This is a genomic window from Microcystis aeruginosa NIES-4325 (assembly GCF_008974145.1).
Lineage (GTDB): Bacteria > Cyanobacteriota > Cyanobacteriia > Cyanobacteriales > Microcystaceae > Microcystis > Microcystis aeruginosa_G.
The window spans coordinates 32,437-48,730 of the sequence record NZ_BJKP01000027.1 but is presented as its reverse complement, the minus strand read 5'-3'; the positions used below and the strand labels follow the sequence as shown (position 1 = coordinate 48,730).

General features: G+C 42.7%; 17 protein-coding genes and 3 pseudogenes. 10 read left to right on the top strand and 10 right to left on the bottom strand.

What is annotated here, in order from left to right:
• Positions 1–99: pseudogene (locus MiAbW_RS14415) on the top strand (IS630 family transposase); the annotation flags it as partial.
• On the opposite strand, the pseudogene MiAbW_RS14410 reads toward MiAbW_RS14415, so the two are convergent.
• Positions 100–852, bottom strand: a pseudogene (locus MiAbW_RS14410) (sulfate ABC transporter substrate-binding protein); the annotation flags it as partial.
• A gap of 546 nt (positions 853–1,398) precedes the next feature.
• Here MiAbW_RS14410 and MiAbW_RS14400 point away from each other — a divergent pair.
• From MiAbW_RS14400 to MiAbW_RS14385, 4 genes and pseudogenes are all read left to right on the top strand, one after another.
• A pseudogene (locus MiAbW_RS14400) lies at positions 1,399–1,653 on the top strand (DUF29 family protein); the annotation flags it as partial.
• Between the two features lie 273 nt (positions 1,654–1,926).
• Positions 1,927–2,946 carry a methyltransferase gene (locus tag MiAbW_RS14395; protein WP_151696665.1) on the top strand — a complete coding sequence of 340 codons (1,020 nt, stop codon included), beginning with the start codon at positions 1,927–1,929 and terminating at the stop codon, positions 2,944–2,946.
• Between the two features lie 376 nt (positions 2,947–3,322).
• A complete protein-coding gene (locus MiAbW_RS14390; protein WP_151696664.1) occupies positions 3,323–3,574 on the top strand; it encodes a hypothetical protein in 252 nt (83 codons plus the stop codon).
• Positions 3,553–3,810 carry a Txe/YoeB family addiction module toxin gene (locus MiAbW_RS14385; protein WP_151696669.1) on the top strand — a complete coding sequence of 86 codons (258 nt, stop codon included), beginning with the start codon at positions 3,553–3,555 and terminating at the stop codon, positions 3,808–3,810. Before MiAbW_RS14390 ends, MiAbW_RS14385 begins: the two co-directional genes overlap by 22 nt.
• A gap of 287 nt (positions 3,811–4,097) precedes the next feature.
• On the opposite strand, the gene MiAbW_RS14375 is transcribed toward MiAbW_RS14385, so the two are convergent.
• Positions 4,098–5,321: an ABC transporter substrate-binding protein gene (locus tag MiAbW_RS14375; RefSeq protein WP_151696663.1), complete on the bottom strand. Its 1,224-nt coding sequence runs from the start codon at positions 5,319–5,321 to the stop codon at positions 4,098–4,100.
• A gap of 275 nt (positions 5,322–5,596) precedes the next feature.
• On the opposite strand from MiAbW_RS14375, the gene MiAbW_RS14370 reads away from it, so the two are divergent.
• From MiAbW_RS14370 to MiAbW_RS14360, 3 genes are all read left to right on the top strand, one after another.
• Positions 5,597–5,902, top strand: coding sequence for a DUF6825 family protein (locus tag MiAbW_RS14370; protein WP_151696662.1), 306 nt, complete (start codon positions 5,597–5,599; stop codon positions 5,900–5,902).
• Positions 5,903–5,992: 90 nt separating this feature from the next.
• Positions 5,993–7,681, top strand: a complete 1,689-nt coding sequence (locus MiAbW_RS14365; protein WP_151696668.1) for an ABC1 kinase family protein — start codon at positions 5,993–5,995, stop codon at positions 7,679–7,681.
• 44 nt (positions 7,682–7,725) lie between these two features.
• On the top strand, positions 7,726–8,451 hold the full coding sequence (locus tag MiAbW_RS14360) for a Stp1/IreP family PP2C-type Ser/Thr phosphatase (protein ID WP_151696667.1): 726 nt from the start codon (positions 7,726–7,728) through the stop codon (positions 8,449–8,451).
• A 138-nt stretch (positions 8,452–8,589) separates the two neighbouring features.
• Here MiAbW_RS14360 and MiAbW_RS14355 read toward each other — a convergent pair whose 3' ends face one another.
• Positions 8,590–9,963, bottom strand: coding sequence for an ankyrin repeat domain-containing protein (locus MiAbW_RS14355; protein ID WP_151696661.1), 1,374 nt, complete (start codon positions 9,961–9,963; stop codon positions 8,590–8,592).
• 145 nt (positions 9,964–10,108) lie between these two features.
• Positions 10,109–11,044 carry an NAD-dependent epimerase/dehydratase family protein gene (locus tag MiAbW_RS14350; RefSeq protein ID WP_151696660.1) on the bottom strand — a complete coding sequence of 312 codons (936 nt, stop codon included), beginning with the start codon at positions 11,042–11,044 and terminating at the stop codon, positions 10,109–10,111.
• A 259-nt stretch (positions 11,045–11,303) separates the two neighbouring features.
• Here MiAbW_RS14350 and MiAbW_RS14345 point away from each other — a divergent pair, with 259 nt between their 5' ends.
• Together MiAbW_RS14345 and MiAbW_RS14340 are read left to right on the top strand one after the other, a co-directional pair.
• Entirely contained in the window at positions 11,304–11,750 is a 447-nt protein-coding gene (locus MiAbW_RS14345; RefSeq protein ID WP_151696659.1) for a DUF29 domain-containing protein, read from the top strand.
• A 328-nt stretch (positions 11,751–12,078) separates the two neighbouring features.
• The gene (locus tag MiAbW_RS14340; RefSeq protein ID WP_151696658.1) at positions 12,079–12,528 is read left to right on the top strand and encodes a DUF29 domain-containing protein; all 450 of its coding nucleotides are present in this window, start codon (positions 12,079–12,081) and stop codon (positions 12,526–12,528) included.
• 14 nt (positions 12,529–12,542) lie between these two features.
• Here the strand turns inward: MiAbW_RS14340 and MiAbW_RS14335 are convergent, their stop codons facing one another.
• The 6 genes from MiAbW_RS14335 to MiAbW_RS14310 all read right to left on the bottom strand — a co-directional run bounded on the left by MiAbW_RS14335 (position 12,543) and on the right by MiAbW_RS14310 (position 16,220).
• Positions 12,543–13,331 carry a hypothetical protein gene (locus MiAbW_RS14335; protein WP_151696657.1) on the bottom strand — a complete coding sequence of 263 codons (789 nt, stop codon included), beginning with the start codon at positions 13,329–13,331 and terminating at the stop codon, positions 12,543–12,545.
• Positions 13,332–13,461: 130 nt separating this feature from the next.
• The gene (locus MiAbW_RS14330; RefSeq protein ID WP_151696656.1) at positions 13,462–13,824 is read right to left on the bottom strand and encodes a four helix bundle protein; all 363 of its coding nucleotides are present in this window, start codon (positions 13,822–13,824) and stop codon (positions 13,462–13,464) included.
• Positions 13,825–13,954: 130 nt separating this feature from the next.
• Positions 13,955–14,461 carry a type IV pilin protein gene (locus MiAbW_RS14325; RefSeq protein ID WP_151696655.1) on the bottom strand — a complete coding sequence of 169 codons (507 nt, stop codon included), beginning with the start codon at positions 14,459–14,461 and terminating at the stop codon, positions 13,955–13,957.
• A gap of 302 nt (positions 14,462–14,763) precedes the next feature.
• Positions 14,764–15,306, bottom strand: a complete 543-nt coding sequence (locus MiAbW_RS14320) for a type IV pilin-like G/H family protein (RefSeq protein ID WP_151696654.1) — start codon at positions 15,304–15,306, stop codon at positions 14,764–14,766.
• Positions 15,307–15,438: 132 nt separating this feature from the next.
• Complete coding sequence (locus tag MiAbW_RS14315; protein ID WP_151696653.1) at positions 15,439–15,792, bottom strand: DUF4164 family protein; 354 nt, start codon at positions 15,790–15,792, stop codon at positions 15,439–15,441.
• A gap of 65 nt (positions 15,793–15,857) precedes the next feature.
• Positions 15,858–16,220 (bottom strand): shikimate dehydrogenase, encoded by a 363-nt coding sequence (locus tag MiAbW_RS14310; protein WP_151696652.1) that lies wholly within the window; start codon positions 16,218–16,220, stop codon positions 15,858–15,860.
• Positions 16,221–16,294: the final 74 nt, after the last annotated feature.

The following is a 16,294-nucleotide window of genomic DNA, read 5'->3' as shown; positions in this document are numbered from 1 at the left end:
GATATCGAACATGATTTTAGTGCATTAAAGAGGGCAAGAATGTATGCTCCTGTGGGGACACCCCTTGATGAAATTATTCGTACTTATTGTGTCGCCTAGTGTCTCGTTCTTATTTGAAATAACTATAAGCAGCACATCCCCCTGATCCTGTTTAAAGAAGACATCGCTGGCTTCCCGGGCATCTTTGGGTAGTACAGGCACGTTTTTATAGACATTACGGACGAAATTGGTCGCTTGTTGTTCGTTGCCTCCGTTCCGAGTTACCGATCCCCACAAAGCCAGAAAATTCCACCGGGCCACCCCAGAGGTTTTCGGATTGGCAGTAATGACTTTAATCCCCGATTTGGCTAGATCTGGCCAGTTGCGGATTCCTTTGGGATTGCCCTGACGAGTAACTAAAGCTACCACGGAACGAGTGGCGATGGCGTTATTGGGTAATTCTTTCTGCCAACCGGGGTTAACTAAACCCGCTTTTTGCAAGCGTTCCACATCGGAACCGATAGCCAAATTTACCACATCTGCATCTAATCCGTCGATAACAGCGCGGGTTTGGGAACCAGAGCCGCCATAACTCTGTTTAATCACTACATCCTGTTTTTTCTCTCTTTTCCATTTGTTGACGAATAAAGGAATGATTTTTGAGTAGGCCGATTGAGTCACCGCGTAGGAAACTAGGGTGATTTCCACAGTGTTTTGTTTAGCTTGCTGTTTATCCGGACCTGCCAGCAGATTCCCCGATGCCGATAGGGGACTAGAAGCTAGTCCAATTCCCGTTGTGACGACGGCAGCCGTAGCTAGAGAAATAAAAGGTAAGAGGGTTTTCGGTTTTTCGGGTCTAGATTCATGGATCACGATGTCATCGGCTCCTTTGTTTATGTATGGGAGATTGCTAGGTATTTTCTCTGGAATTGTATTCTATACGAAACAAAAAACAATTTCAATACAATGAAGAAAAAATATACGCTCTTATTTGGGTTAGATGCAAAGAAATCAAGCTATTAATGGCTTTATTGACTCAAAAAACTAGAAATATTCGATTTAGAACCCTTAAATGTGCCTTTAAACCCGACTAAAGCCTCTTTATGCTTCCAGAATAGAGATTTTATTGTCTTTATCGAGAAGAAAGAATTTTTTAGCGATCAAAAACCTCTCCCTATGTGGGTTCACCAGTGAAGTTAGCGGACCTGAGCAACTATTACCCCAAAATTAAAGCGATCCAACGACCCGCATCACCTGGCGGGAGCCTCTCGATCCAAACAGATAATCTCTCAAAGGTCGGTTACATGGGCGTTGTTAGAACAAGCCTCACCGATCACCTTATGCTACTTTAAGGCTTCAATCGTAACAGTGCCGCCTTCCACTGCCTCAATCTGAAGCTTAAAACCATAGAACAAACTCATCCAACAACGAAATGAAACTTTAAATCAGAATCCCTTACAAGTAGAGGGAGGAGACACCCTGTCCCTACTTGACGAAATTGATCAACATCTTTGGTTAGAGGAAACAATAAAACTACTCAAGGAAAATCGCTTAGATGAATTAGATGTAATCCATTGAATTGAGGAATTAGAAAACTTGAGTAAAAGAGATAAAAACCGAGTCAGTAGCTTACTTGAACAAGTGATCAGGCATTTATTTCTTTTACACTGGTGGAAGGAACCACAAAGACACAAAGGACACGAAGATTGATCGCTCCTATATAAGTTAAACTTATCACACAAAGAATAAGAGAGCCACATCCCCCTGGTCAGGGGCAAAATTTTGGCACTATTTCCCTCTCTACTCGCGCTTAGAAATTAGCTGAATCTCCCCCAATCCCTTTCCTGTTGACTCTTGCAAGAGTGCCTCATCTCAACAGACGATTTAAATGCGCGGGCAGCTTATCCTATATGGTAATGTTTAATTTTATTCCCGCAAAAGTTGATTATGTCGTTACCTGAACTCCCTCTTCATCTTCAATTAACCCAAATGGTTTCTGGTTACTGGCTATCTCAAGCCATCTATGCTGCGGCTAAATTAAGTCTAGCCGAACATTTAAGCACGGGAGGGAAATCTTGTCAAGATTTAGCATCCCTAACTGAGACTAACCCTGCTGCTTTATACCGACTGATGAGAGCATTAGCTAGTGTAGGAATTTTTCAAGAAACTGAATCTCAACAGTTTATACTAACTCCTTTAGCCGAACATTTATCTAGTGACCATCCCCGGTCAGTAAAAGCGACAGCGATTATGTTAGGAGAAGCCCCCCATTATCAAGCCTGGGGAAATGTGTTACATAGTATTAAAACGGGACAACCATCTTTTGATGATGTCTTTGGGATGGGAGTCTTTGAATATTTTCAAACCCATCCGCTGGATGCAGAGATTTTTGAACAGTCGATGAATAGTTTTTCTTTGTCGGAGGAAAAGGCTATTTTGGCTGTGTATAATTTCTCGGAATTTCAAACCTTAGTAGATGTGGGTGGTGGATACGGTGAAATGTTGGGAACAATCTTAGAGCAATATCCCCAGCTAAAAGGGATTCTTTTTGATGAAGAATATGTAATTTCCCATTGTCAACCCACTTTAGAAAAACACGGCATTCTCCATCGTTGTCAAACCGTTGGCGGTAGTTTTTTTGAATCCGTACCGTCGGGAGGAGATGGCTATTTATTAAAACATATTATTCATGATTGGGATGATCGACGGGCGATTGCTATTTTGAAAAACTGTTGTCAAGCCTTAGATAGTGACGGTAAAGTATTAATCTTGGAAATGGTTGTTCCTTCGGGTAATAATCCTTCTGCGGCTAAAATGTTAGACCTGAATATGTTGGTTATGTGTCCGGGAGGTAAAGAAAGAACCGCAGAAGAATTTGAGGAATTGTTGAGTCAAGCGGGATTAAAATTAAATCGAATTATTCGGACTCAAGAGGATATTTGTATTATTGAATGCATTAAAAAATAAGTCAACGAGATCAGGCGCAGGTTGTAGGTTCCTTGCGGATCTACAGGGTTCTTTCTACTCTTCTCGACTTTCTGTGATCATCAGCGCTTTGTCTCCTGCCAAGGTTCCACTTTCCCATCAGGGAAGGCAGAGTCTCCCTCCCTTCCCTAATGGGTTACACAAGAACTAGAACCTCTGGAAATGTGTTACAAGGGATACCCTGGCAACGAGGTAGAAATGAGAAGAGCCAAGTTATCTTTGAAACTGCTATAGCGGTTCTCGTATCTGTGCGGCACACTTAAACCTTTGCTGATTAAGTTGTTCAGGATCGGGAATGTACCTCGTGTGAATCAGAAACGCTATATAATGAATAAAATCTCAAGAATAGTAAAATTATATGAATGCACTAAAATACCAAACAATCATCAAAAATGGTCAACTTAGCTTACCTCCCCTCGACTTACCAGAAGGAACAGTTGTCGAAGCGATTTTATTGATTAAAGAAGCTGCTGAAATGGATGAAACCGACTATCTGCTTTCCACAGAAGCTAACCGTCAACATCTCCAAGAGGCAATAGAATCTCTGAAAAATCCTGATAGTTATATTTATGTAGATGCTGCTAACTTATCAGGAAAGTCGCCTTTCTAACCCGAAGTTTTGATGAGTTTAACCAATGGGCGATCGCAGACAAAAAAGTTTACGCTAAAATTGTCAGCCTTATTAAAGATGTTCAAAGAGAGCCTTTTTCTGGATTAGGAAAACCAGAAGCATTAAAACATGAACTATCAGGATTATGGTCACGACGCATTACAAAAGAACATCCCCTAGTTTATAGCGTGTCTGATCAAGAAATTGTGATCATTTCCTGTAAGTTTCACTACTAATAATCGCCAGAAATTCCTGAACTAGCTCAGAGCAGGAATTAGGGTACAGGAAAACTTAAGAAGAATTTCTGAAGAAAGTGAAAACCAACCTACATTTTTCTTTGATGAGAAAATAATTGAATAGAACATTGCAAGTCAGAACAGGATTATGTTGATTTTGGACCCGACTTTAACAGTCTTGAACACTTTAAACAGGATTTAGTATTACACAAGAGGTAGAACATCTGGAAGTGCGTTGCAAGGGATATCCTTGCAACGAGGTGGAAACGAGAAGAACCACTTACTGATTAATTTTCCACAAAAGTAAATTTACCATTTTTACCATCGGCATCCATTTTAATTTGTGCCACGGAGAATTTATCCTGAATGATTTCTCCTTCGGGAGTAAAAGCGATATCTCCCAGGACAGTGAAATACTTACCCGCTAAAATTTCCTGATTTAATTGTTGGCGAATTTGTTCGAGGGAAAGTGTACTGAGTTTATTTTTATCATCTACTCGTTTTAAGGCCTCGACAAAAACTTGAATTCCCGTAAAAGCTTGAGCGGTAAATTGGGGCGGTGCTTTTTTATTTTCTGCTGTATAAGCGGCGACAAAATCCCGATTAATAGGATTATCTAATTCCGGGTTATAAGCTTGAGCGATGAGAATACCATCACATTGAGCTTGACAAACCGGGAAAATATTAGAAGTATTTAAACCATTGCCACCAATAATTAACCCCTGATAGCCTAATTGTCGCAACTGTTTGACCAAATTGCCCCCGTCAGCAACCAAACCAGAAATAATCACTAAATCCGGTTTAATATTAATAGCGGCGGTGGCTTGATTTTGAAAATCTGTATCGGTGGTTTGGAATTTCTGCACGGTGACAATATCAAGATTTAAACTCTTTAGGGTTTCTTGAAAAGTTTCCGTTTCCGATTTACTAAAAGCATCATTTTGGGCAAAAAAGACAGCCACTTTTTTAATCTTGGGATCGATTTTTAAAGCGGTTTTAACCGCATTGGGAGCGACCACAGCCACAGGAGCAGACACCCTACCCACATATTCACCGATCTGGGGGATACCTTTAGCCGTGTTAGACGGGCCGAGAATGGGAACTTTGGCTCGATCGGCGATCGGACTAGCGGCAAAAGCTTGCTGGGACAGAGACGGACCGAGAATAGCCACCACCTTATCTTGAGTGATTAGGGTATTAATGGCGTTGATCGCGCCCTGTTCATCCCCGGCCACATCCTGCACAATAACTTTAATCGGTGTTCCATTGACTCCGCCCTTTTTATTAAAATATGTTTCAGCCATCTTGACACCGATCACCTGTTCCTGTCCCAATAGGGCGAGATTGCTGGTTTGAGCTAAAGCTGCACCGATGGGAATAGCAGCAGTGGCGGCGTTTTCGGCGGGACTGGGGTTAGTTTGACCGGTGGGAGTGCTGGAATTACAGGCTACCACTAGACCAAAAGTGACTAGGGATAGTATTAAGGGTATTAATAAACGTTTTTTGAGCATCTTAACTCTCCACGGGACTGATATTGTCGATGACACTATTATTTAGCTAATTGGGTTGATTTCAGCGATAATTCTCGACGCGATCGAATCGGATTTTGCTCCCTTAGCACCCTTTCTTCCCCCTAATTTTGTCGATTAACCGCCCCGTCTCACCTCCGTTTTCAGAAAAACGATTTGCCTTTTCTGGTTCTGTCGCCTAACCTAGTAGTTAGGGAATTTATATATCGCCCTTCCCGTCCACAAACTCCAGCAAGCGAAAACATCCATTTAAGATTATGACTAACCCCGTTATTCACGCCTTTTTCCTCGGGCGAGCGATCGCTGAAGTGATCGGTGAACAGCTAGAAGATGCGTTGACCAACGCTTTCAGCGAATTAGGCAAATTTGATGCCGAACAACGGGAAAACCTGCGGCAATTCGTCGAAGAAGTGCAAATGAGAGCCGATCGAGCCATGGAAAAGGGAGTATTTACTGAGACAGACTCCAGTGATTCCTCCAGTGCCGATGTGCAGGAAAACATCGACGAAATGCGGGCCGAAATCGCCCAATTGCGATCAGAACTAAAAAACTACCGTAATTAACCAAAAACCCTCTTTTAGTCGCTTTAAAGCCCCAAAAATTGCGTGTCAGCCCTTCTACCTGTCCCCGTTACCCCAGAGTTAAACCCAGCAATGCCGGCCCTCCAAGTCGCCAAAAATAGCTATCGTTGGAATCGAGAAAACTATTCCATCAATCGTCGTCGTCTAGATATTTGGCGATTCGTCCTGACTGTACTTTATCAATTCTGGCTCAACGGTAAAAAATGGAGCTATAACGGCGGCTATAGCGAGGAAAAACTCGCCAGCAGACGCAGAAAACAGGCCGCTTGGATTCGGGAAACCATGCTAGAATTGGGTCCGACTTTTATTAAAGTCGGTCAACTGTTCTCCACTCGCGCCGATCTTTTTCCCCTCGAATATGTGGAAGAACTCTCGAAACTACAGGATCAGGTTCCCGCATTTACCTACGAACAGGCCAGCAAAATTATCGAGGTATCCCTCGGTAAACCCCTGAATAAACTCTTTAAAAGCTTCGATCCCATCCCCCTAGCAGCCGCTAGTTTAGGACAAGTTCACCGGGCCCAACTGAAGACCGGGGAAGATGTGGTGGTCAAAGTCCAACGGCCCGGATTGAAAAAATTATTTAGTATCGATCTGGCTATCCTAAAAAAAATAGCCCAATACTTCCAAAATCATCCCAAATGGGGTAAAGGTCGCGATTGGACGGGTATTTATGAAGAATGCTGTAAAATTCTCTGGGAAGAAACCGATTATCTCAATGAAGGTCGTAACGCTGACACTTTTCGCCGTAATTTTCGCGGGGAAGATTGGGTCAAAGTACCGAAAGTCTATTGGCGCTACACCTCTCCCCGGGTTTTAACCCTAGAATACCTACCCGGCATCAAAATCAGTCATTATGAAGCCCTAGAAGCGGCTGGACTCGATCGCAAATTGTTGGCTAAACTAGGGGCAAAAGCCTATCTAATTCAACTACTCAATAACGGCTTTTTTCACGCGGATCCTCACCCCGGCAATATTGCCGTTGATAGTGACGGCTCCCTAATTTTCTACGATTTCGGCATGATGGGACAAATAAAAACCAACGTGCGCGAAAAATTAATGCAGACTCTCTTGGGAATTGCCCAAAAAGATGCCGAACGCGTGGTCACTTCTCTGGTAGATTTAGGAGCATTAACTGCTAATGGTGATATGGGAGCAGTGCGGCGATCGATCCAGTATATGCTCGATAACTTCATGGATAAACCCTTTGAGGAGCAATCCGTGGCCTCTATCAGCGATGATCTCTATGAAATCGCCTACGATCAGCCTTTTCGCTTTCCCGCTACCTTTACCTTCGTCATGCGGGCATTTTCTACCTTGGAAGGGGTAGGCAAAGGACTCGATCCCGATTTTAACTTTATGGAAGTAGCCCAACCTTTTGCCCTGCAATTAGTAAATGATATGACAGGAAATAATGGCAGTAATATCCTCGATGAGTTAGGACGACAAGCAGCCCAAGTGAGCAGCACCGCCCTGAGTTTACCCCGACGCATCGATGATACGATCGAAAAATTAGAACGGGGTGATATCCGTGTCCGGGTACGTTCCAGCGAATCCGATCGACTTTTGCGGCGATTGGGTATGATTCAAATGGGAACCAACTATACCTTACTGATCAGTGCTTTGCTGATCTCGGCGACGCTTCTCTTTGTCAGTGGTTTTGGTTGGTTAACTTTAGTACCGATGGCGATTTCCCTGCTGCCGGGGATAGCTCTTGTGAGACTTTGGCAAAAAATTGAACGTCAGGATCGCATGATGTAATCGATCGCGGGATAATAAATATTGTGTTAGAGGCAGAAATTTCCATGAACAATCTTTCTTTTGGAGGAATGACCGATCGTGGTGTAGTGCGATCGGTTAATCAGGATAGTTATTATATCGACCCCGATCGGCGCTTTTTTATCGTTGCTGATGGTATGGGGGGTCATGCGGGGGGGGAGGAAGCCAGTCAAATCGCCACTAAAACTATCCAAGCTCATCTAGAAGAACACTGGAATTCTCCCCTGACTGCTGGGGAATTGCTGCAGGCGGCAATTACTGCCGCTAACGAGCAGATTATTGAAGATCAGCTAAAAAATCCGCAAAGACAGGACATGGGGACAACCCTAGTCATGACTATCTTCCGAGGTGATGGCTCTTGGTACACCCATATTGGTGATTCCCGTCTCTATCGCTTTCGTGGGCAAAAATTAGAACAGGTGACGGAAGATCATACTTGGGTAGCTAGGGCCCTGAGAATGGGCGATCTGTCCGAAGAAGAGGCGAAAAACCACCCTTGGCGGCACGTTTTATTTCAATGTCTTGGTCGTCGCAATTTGCCCCCAGTGAAGGTATCTCCCCTGGATGTACAATCCGGCGATAGCTTTATTCTCTGTAGTGATGGTTTGACGGAAGAAGTGTCCGACGAGGAAATTAGCAATTATTTGCAAACCGGCGCCGATTGTCAGCAAATTGTCGAGAATTTAGTGGCAGCGGCCAAAAAAGCTGGCGGTTCCGATAATATCACCGTGGTCATGGTAACGCAGAATTGATACTAAATCCGTTGAGTACAGGCCAGTTATGAGGAGAGGCAAAAGGCAAAAGGCAAGAGGGAGAATAAATAATCAGTTTTTAATAACCGGATTTAGTATGAGAGGAAATAGCGATCGCAGATCGCTATACTTCTACTCCTACTCGATCGCACCCGCTTGTTGTAATAAAGAAACGATCGCCTGATGGTGATTAAACTTAGCTAACATTAAAGCAGTCATTCCCCCGTGATTTTTCTGATTTAAGTTCACTTTTCCCCCGTCTAACAAAACTTTAACCGTGTCGAGACAACCGTGATAACTCGCCCACATTAAAGGGGAGGCACCGCTAAAATCGAGTTTATTGACATCAGCACCGATATCGATTAACTGGCGCACCAATTGACTATTATTGCCCTCACAAGCTTTTATGAGGACGGTTTTTCCATCAGGATAAACGGCGTTGGCATTAGCTCCGTAGTCAAGGAGATAACGGCAGATTCCCTTAAATTGGCGCTGTAGAGCTAGAGTTAACGGTGTTTCTCCCTGCTGAGTTAGGTTAGGCTCCGCCCCCTGTTTTAACAATTCTAAAACGATCGCTTCGTACCCTTGCACAGTGGCGATGATCAGGGGTGTATCCCCAAAATGGTTACGGTGATTGACAAAAGCGCCGGCTTGTAGTAGGGCCTGGACGATCTCTAGATGTCCTTCGATCGTGGCTAAATGCAGGGCCGTTTCTCCAGCCTGATTTTGATTGTCAACACTGGCCCCCTGAGCGAGTAAAATTCGGACAATATGGAAATATCCCTCAGCAGCGGCGATCATTAGGGCAGTTTCTCCCTCCTCCGTGCTAATATTCGGATTGGCTCCCGCTTGCAGTAAAGTTTGCACACTGCCGAGATTTCCCTTCTCTACAGCCAAAATTAGGGGAGTTTCCCCGGATAAAGTGGCAGCATTGAGGGGCATACCACAGCTAATCAACAATTCGAGGATTTCTGGGCGATTGGCGACGAGAGCCTGTAACCAAGCTTCTTGACGGATTTCTTGATCTACACCACGATCGAGCAGTAAACGGACCATTGGGGCGTAATTTTGGCTAATCGCTACAGATAAAGCCGTATCTCCATCCCGATCGCGCATATTGACCCGAGCGCCGGCGATTAATAACTGTTCCGCGATCGCTGTATAACCCTTATAAGTGGCGATCATTAGTGCCGGTGTACCATCTTGATTGACCTGATTGATATTAGCACCGGCGGCGATTAATTGAGCGAGGATTTCACTGTGATTAAGGGCAGCCGCTAACATAAGGGGGCTTAAACCTTGGGGTTGTTTACTTTTGTCGATATCAGCCCCAAATTCTCGCAAAATTGCCACAATTTCCCTATGACCCCCCTGCACGGCATAGATTAAAGCCGTACTATTTTGGGCATCAGTGGCGTTGACATTTGCCCCCTGACTTAGTAAAGCTTGAACTCGCGCCAGATTGCCCTGACGCGCCGCTTGCATTAACAAGATATCCCAATTAGAAGCCATTAACAGTGACCGCTCGGCAGAAGGTATTTTTTCTATTATCGATCTTTCTGGACAGGTAAACGGACTTTAAAACTGCTACCCCGTTCACTAAATTTAATCCCATTGCCCACTTGCCACGAGCCACTTCCCCACCGGAAAACTAATTCTACTGATTTGCCAAGATCTGGTCATCGATCGCCAAGTCTATTTCTTGCTGATCGCGACCGGAAGCGAGATAATCATTCTGGAAGGAGTCTGTTAAACCACTGACCAGATCATATTCGGGCTGCCAGTTTAACTCACGGATGGCTTTATTAATATCAGCGTAGAAATGTTGAACCCGCAGGGGGAAAGGTTTCTTTTTGCCGAAGTCAAATTTTTTGGGGTTATAGTTAACAATCTCGATTTCATCGGCATTTTTTCCCATCGCTGCCGCGCAAGCTTTCGCTAAACCGTTAAAAGTTACATAGCGATCGCCTGAGATATTATACACTTGACCAATAGCCTGAGAATTACCCAATACTGCGGCCATAGACTTAGCTAGATCGACAACGTGACCAAATTGGGTAAAATGTTCCCCATGACCAGGTATAGGAATAGGACGATTACGAACCAAACGGTCAAAAAACCAAGCTTCTAGGTCATTATAGTTGCCCGGTCCGTAGATATAAACCGGACGGATGGAAGTCCAGGGTAAACCCATCTCGCTTAAATAGTTTTCTGTTTCGTATTTTCCCTTGTGGCGACTTTTGGGATCTAGTTTATCCCCTTCCTTATGGGGCATTTGGTCAGATTTTAAATAAACCCCCGCCGAGCTAACATAGATAAAATGCCCGATTCTGTCGCCAAAAATCTCGACGAGGGGCAGAGTATCCCTTAATTCTCTGCCATTATTATCGAAAATTGCCTCAAAATCTTCATTTTTAAGCTTTTCTTTCAGTTGCACTGGGTCAGTGCGATCGCCATAAATCTGTCGTACTCCAGCAACCGGAGCGGGTTTATTGCCACGATTGAATAATACCACCTCATGACCCTGTTCTACTAATACTTTAGTCAAAGAAACACCGATAAATCGGGTTCCACCCATAATTAAAATTTTCATAGTCGCCATTGTCAATATCAAGGTTACATTATCCCTCGATCGGTGCAGTTTGTCGCTTGTTAGTTGTCGGGTTTTGGGTGCATCCCATAAATCCGTTGAGTAACGCACAGAAAACGGGTTTCTCCCAGAAACCCGTTTTCTACTCATGCACTCATGCAAAAAGGGTAATAAATAATCAGTTTTTAATAACCAGATTTAGTATGAATTGGCGAAGTTTCGGTAAAATGAAGGTAATTAGTCAACAGAGGAGGTCAAAATTATGACTGTAGCCAAGGTAAAAAATCTGTATGATCAAGATTTTGCTTTGTGGATAGAGAAGACAGTCAAACAATTAAAATCTGGGGATTTATCCCGGGTTGATTTAGAGAATTTGATCGAGGAGGTGGAATCTTTGGGAAGACGGGACAAAAGAGAACTGAAAAACCGTTTAATTACATTATTTGAACACGCTTTAAAACGGCGTTATCTTCCTTTGTCCGAATGTTATCGAGGTTGGGAAGTAACAATTAAACGCTGTCAATTTAAGTTAAAAGATATTCTTAAAGATTCTCCTAGCTTATGCAGTTTTTTAACCGATATTTGCAATGATTGTTATCAGGAAGCAGTGGAAAATATGCGAATTAAATATGATGCTAATTTTCCCGATGTTTGTCCCTTTACTAAGGATATTGATGGCTTATTAAATCATAAGTTTTGGGAAAGTTAAACTTTGATACTAAATCCGTTGAGGAGAGGCACTCTTGGGATAGGGAGAATAGGTAATCATACTATAGCGTTTCTAATTCACAAAAGGTACATTTACAATCCTGAACAGCTTAATCAGCAAAGGTTTAGCTGTACCGCACAGATGCGAGAACCGCTATAAATCCGTTGAGTAACGCACAGAAAACGGGTTTCTCCGAGAAACCCGTTTTCTACTCATGCACTCATGCAAAAAGGGGAATAAATAATCAGTTTTTAATAACCAGATTTAGTCTGAGTTGGTGAAGTTTCGGTAAAATGAAGGTAATTAGTCAACAGAGGAGGTCAAAATTATGACTGTAGCCAAGGTAAAAAATCTGTATGATCAAGATTTTGCTTTGTGGATAGAGGAAACGGTCAAGCAATTAAAATCTGGGGATTTATCCCGGGTTGATTTAGATAATTTGATCGAGGAGGTGGAATCTTTGGGAAAAAGTCAACGCAAAGCGGTCGATAATTTTTTAACTCGTTTATTAGAACATTTATTAAAACGTTGTTATGTGGCTCTTCCCGATTGTTATCGGGGGTGGGAAATTGAAATTAGAAATTTTCGCAAGGAGTTGAAGAAGGAATTTAAGTATTCTCCTAGTTTGAAAAGGTTTATGATAGAGATTTTAGAGGAATGTTATCGAGAAGCTTTAGAAGCGGTGAAAGAGGATTATCCAGACTCTAATTTTCCCGATGTTTGTCCCTTTACTAAGGATATTGATGGCTTATTAAATCATAAGTTTTGGGAGGAGTAAAAATAGGTCAAACCCTAATCTTTGGGGGGAATTGCCATCACTTGATTATCATTAATCACAACCAATTTACCACCCAATTTTTCGATATTTTCCTTAGCTAACCTGCGGGTTTCTGCTTCTTTGCTATTCAGCCAGACTAACATCCAGGCACCGACTCTAGGGGCGCGACTATCGGGATTAGTTTCTAAAAATTTTACTGTTCCCCTAGCGGATTTTTCGATAAATTCATTACCGGCAATTTTCGCCCAATCAGCGGCCATTTGATTAGATTTTTTTGCTGCGGGAATATCACCTAAAAATAATAGTTCATCCACTCCTTTATATAACCAAATAAAATAGGCATCGGTGACATCAGGAGTGAGTTTTGATAAACCCTTATTCATCACTTCAATGGTTCTTTCGGGTTTGCCAGCATTCACGGAAGAAGCCACGGACATCATCAAATAGGCGCGGACAAATTTCGGGTCATTTTTGGTGACAATCTCCATAAAATCGGGACTTAAACCGTAACCAGTTTCCCGGCGAGCATCCACATCTCCATAGTATTGTATAAACTGTAACATTGACCAATTGGCTAACATATTGTCAAAGCCAAAGGAAGGTATATTTTTTAATAACTCAACCTGAGCATTTTCTAGGCGAGATTCTTGAGCATAATTCCTCTCTAATAACTTTTCTTTGGTCAAGGTTTTCACCTTTTCCTGTTGCATTTCCACAATAGCCATGATTAGTCCACCGATAATGGCGACTAAACCAAGAGTTTTAAGTAAGGATAGATTGAGAGACTTTTTTGCGCCTAGCATAGATTTAAACAAAAGTCAATAACTTTATGAAAAATAAAAGTTGGGAATGGGCAAGAGGCAAAAGGCAAGGGGCAAGAGACAAGAGGCAAGAGGCAAGGGGCAAGGGGCAAGGGGCAAGGGGCAAAATATTTTAAGAATTTAGTTTTTTAAGAAGAGAAGAAATCATTCTGGTTTCTTCTAGGAGCAGAGAAATGATTGATTTAATATGTTTTTCCTCGCAAAGCCCTACTCTTTGACAAAGAATTAAATGTGTCTGAAGCTCATTAATTGAGCCTTGAGAGATGTTGAGAAATCTCGCATAGTCTCCTGAACTTCGCCTCCCATAACCTTCGGAAATGTTGGCGGGAATAGATGCGGATGCTTTTCTAATCTGTTGAACCATACCATAGAGTTCTTCCCTGAAAAAAGATTTAGTCAAATAATAGCACTTTTCAGCAATATCCATTCCTTTTTGCCAGATTATTAAGTCTTTAAAATCTTTGATTTCAGACATTTAAAACTCCTTTATTTTCTTACTTTTGCCTGTTGCCTCTTGCCTTAAAAACTCCTTTATTTTCTTACTTTTGCCTATTGCCTATTGCCTGTTGCCTATCCTAACCAAGAAATTAATTTTGCACAGCTACTTAATTAATTCTAATGCCATCAACACAGCTAAGAATGCCAGCGGAATTACTGGTAGAAACATTATCTTCCAAAGGAGTTTCATCCTCACAAATAATCCCAGTATAGACCCCCGCTGCCGTTTGTCCGGCTGCTCCTGCATAATTTTTAATCTCGTCATCAAATTCAGTCACAGCATTCGCTTGATAGGCGGCTCCAAAAGGACTGGGAGTAACGCTAGAATTATCGACAAAAGTATAAAATTTAGCATCGTTAATCGCAACAGGTAATTGCTCCAAAGTGGTAAAAGTGGCATTTTCTAGGCGATAACCCTGTTGGGCGCGATTAATTGCTCCCAGTACTGAGCGAGCTTCTGCTTGCTTACCTTTGACGATTTGTCCTAATAGTGATGGTATGGCAAGGGCAGCAAAAATTCCCAATAAAATCACCACTACTAACAATTCTATTAAGGTAAAACCTCTCGCTTTTTTTCTTGGTGATTTGATTGCTAAAAAAAGAAAGTATTCCATAATTAGTCCCTAGCAATATTGACTATAGCGTTTCCTGTTCCCAAAAGGTACATTGATGTGAGAAACCCTATATGTTTTCCGTGTTGGGGTGTTAAGGTGCTAGGGTGTCAGTTGAAATTCCCCCATTCCCCCACTTGCCCACTTCCCCACTTCCCCACTTCCCCAAAAAAACCAAAAGCGCAAGGTTTGCAAGAGAATATTTCCCTGCCACCTTCCGCTAAAGTTATGATTAAGTTGAGTTGTGAAATTGCCATTATCAGAGAAGTATGCAAGCACAACCCGCATACTTTTCGAGACTGGGATTACTGTATAGTACGACCAAGACAAGTTGCGGTTGCAGCCGCAGTACCAGGAGTAGACCAAGTACCAGCCCCACTGATGGCTGGGCTACTAGGGTTAGTGGTTTGTTCACAGATAACAGCAGAATAAACGCCAGCGTCGGTTTGACCTACAGCAGATTCGTATTCTAGGATGTCATTAGTGTAAGTGCTGTTAGGGATAGCGGCGTGGTTAGTACCAACTTGGCTGGCAGAACCACCAACAACGCCAGCAGTAGCGGCAGTACCATAGTAAGTACCAGTGGTTACAACAGGTAAGTTAGTAACTGCGGTAAAGGTGGCGTTTTCTAAGCGGTTAGCTTGTTGAGCGCGGTTAACGGTACCTAAGTTGTTGCGGGCTTCCGCTTGTCTGCCTTTGGCTACCTGACCGAGGAGGTTGGGGAGAGCAATAGCGGCGAGTACACCGATGATGATAACCACAACTAAGAGTTCGATGAGGGTGAAACCTTTGTTACCGTTCTTTTTGTTGAGAGCTTGGATGAGTTTGAATTTAAAAGTAGAGTTCATAGGAGTATCCTTGTGGTGGGTAGGTGTGGTTTGTCTTTCCTACAAACAACTTACCCACCTGTTTCAGGAAACCTATCACCCTTGGCAAAAATTTTTTTTGGGGAGTTGGGGGGCCGTTTTTAGGGGCCACTTCTAGGGATTGGGGAAAAAACCAAAAAGTTTAGCAGCACCTCCTAAGACAGCGACCACCAAAGCGATGAGAATCCCCCGGTTGGTGAACTCCTGATAAGCAACCCGTACAGTTAAACCCTCGATTTTCTCATCTAATACTTTAATATCTCCTTTTAAATCAGCTTGGCCTATCTCCAGTTTCGTCAACCGGTCTTCTACCTTGTCAAATCTCTCGTCAACCTTGTCAAATCTCTCATCCATCCGTTTTTCCAGGGAGTCGATTTTCTCATTCATCGGTTTTTCCAGGGAGTCGATTTTACTCTCAATCCTTGTCAGGACGGATTCAAGGGAATAGGTGACGGTTTCGTCAGACATTTTGCTAAACTCCTAGAGTTATCAATAGTTTTTAGAGTATGAGATTTTGCTAAAATTTAAGGATTTTAGGGATTGTTACCGAAGAAAAGGATTCGGATAGCAACGGTGATAATTGCACCAATAGCGGCACTCATGGCACCGATAAGGATAGGGACAATCAGACCTCGAAAACCCTGTAGGTCAGAAATAGCCTTAACTAGAGTGTATTGCTCATTTTCTACTTTTTCTAGTCTTTTATCCATCCCCTCGACTTTCTCGGTTAGTTTAGCTTGTCCTACCTTTAAATCATTCACATCTCTTTGCAAGGTATCGATTTTCTGGTTGACTTCCTGTTGCAAGTTATCGATTTTCTGGTTGACTTCCTTGATGCTGTCTTTAATTTCTTTAAGGACGGATTCAAGGGAATAGGTGACGGTTTCGTCAGACATTTTGCTAAACTCCTAGACTTATCTGGCGACTATAGCGTTTTTCAGTCTGCTGAGGTACAAAAGTTATGGGTTTT

Bases quoted from the DNA above. Each gene is read 5' to 3' on its own strand.
- MiAbW_RS14395 (WP_151696665.1), top strand. From the start codon at position 1,927: ATGTCGTTACCTGAACTCCCTCTTCATCTTCAATTAACCCAAATGGTT.
- MiAbW_RS14375 (WP_151696663.1), bottom strand. From the start codon at position 5,321: ATGCTCAAAAAACGTTTATTAATACCCTTAATACTATCCCTAGTCACT.
- MiAbW_RS14325 (WP_151696655.1), bottom strand. From the start codon at position 14,461: ATGGAATACTTTCTTTTTTTAGCAATCAAATCACCAAGAAAAAAAGCG.
- MiAbW_RS14350 (WP_151696660.1), bottom strand. From the start codon at position 11,044: ATGAAAATTTTAATTATGGGTGGAACCCGATTTATCGGTGTTTCTTTG.
- MiAbW_RS14345 (WP_151696659.1), top strand. From the start codon at position 11,304: ATGACTGTAGCCAAGGTAAAAAATCTGTATGATCAAGATTTTGCTTTG.
- MiAbW_RS14340 (WP_151696658.1), top strand. From the start codon at position 12,079: ATGACTGTAGCCAAGGTAAAAAATCTGTATGATCAAGATTTTGCTTTG.
- MiAbW_RS14365 (WP_151696668.1), top strand. From the start codon at position 5,993: ATGCCGGCCCTCCAAGTCGCCAAAAATAGCTATCGTTGGAATCGAGAA.
- MiAbW_RS14355 (WP_151696661.1), bottom strand. From the start codon at position 9,963: ATGGCTTCTAATTGGGATATCTTGTTAATGCAAGCGGCGCGTCAGGGC.
- MiAbW_RS14330 (WP_151696656.1), bottom strand. From the start codon at position 13,824: ATGTCTGAAATCAAAGATTTTAAAGACTTAATAATCTGGCAAAAAGGA.
- MiAbW_RS14390 (WP_151696664.1), top strand. From the start codon at position 3,323: ATGAATGCACTAAAATACCAAACAATCATCAAAAATGGTCAACTTAGC.
- MiAbW_RS14335 (WP_151696657.1), bottom strand. From the start codon at position 13,331: ATGCTAGGCGCAAAAAAGTCTCTCAATCTATCCTTACTTAAAACTCTT.
- MiAbW_RS14370 (WP_151696662.1), top strand. From the start codon at position 5,597: ATGACTAACCCCGTTATTCACGCCTTTTTCCTCGGGCGAGCGATCGCT.
- MiAbW_RS14320 (WP_151696654.1), bottom strand. From the start codon at position 15,306: ATGAACTCTACTTTTAAATTCAAACTCATCCAAGCTCTCAACAAAAAG.
- MiAbW_RS14360 (WP_151696667.1), top strand. From the start codon at position 7,726: ATGAACAATCTTTCTTTTGGAGGAATGACCGATCGTGGTGTAGTGCGA.
- MiAbW_RS14315 (WP_151696653.1), bottom strand. From the start codon at position 15,792: ATGTCTGACGAAACCGTCACCTATTCCCTTGAATCCGTCCTGACAAGG.
- MiAbW_RS14310 (WP_151696652.1), bottom strand. From the start codon at position 16,220: ATGTCTGACGAAACCGTCACCTATTCCCTTGAATCCGTCCTTAAAGAA.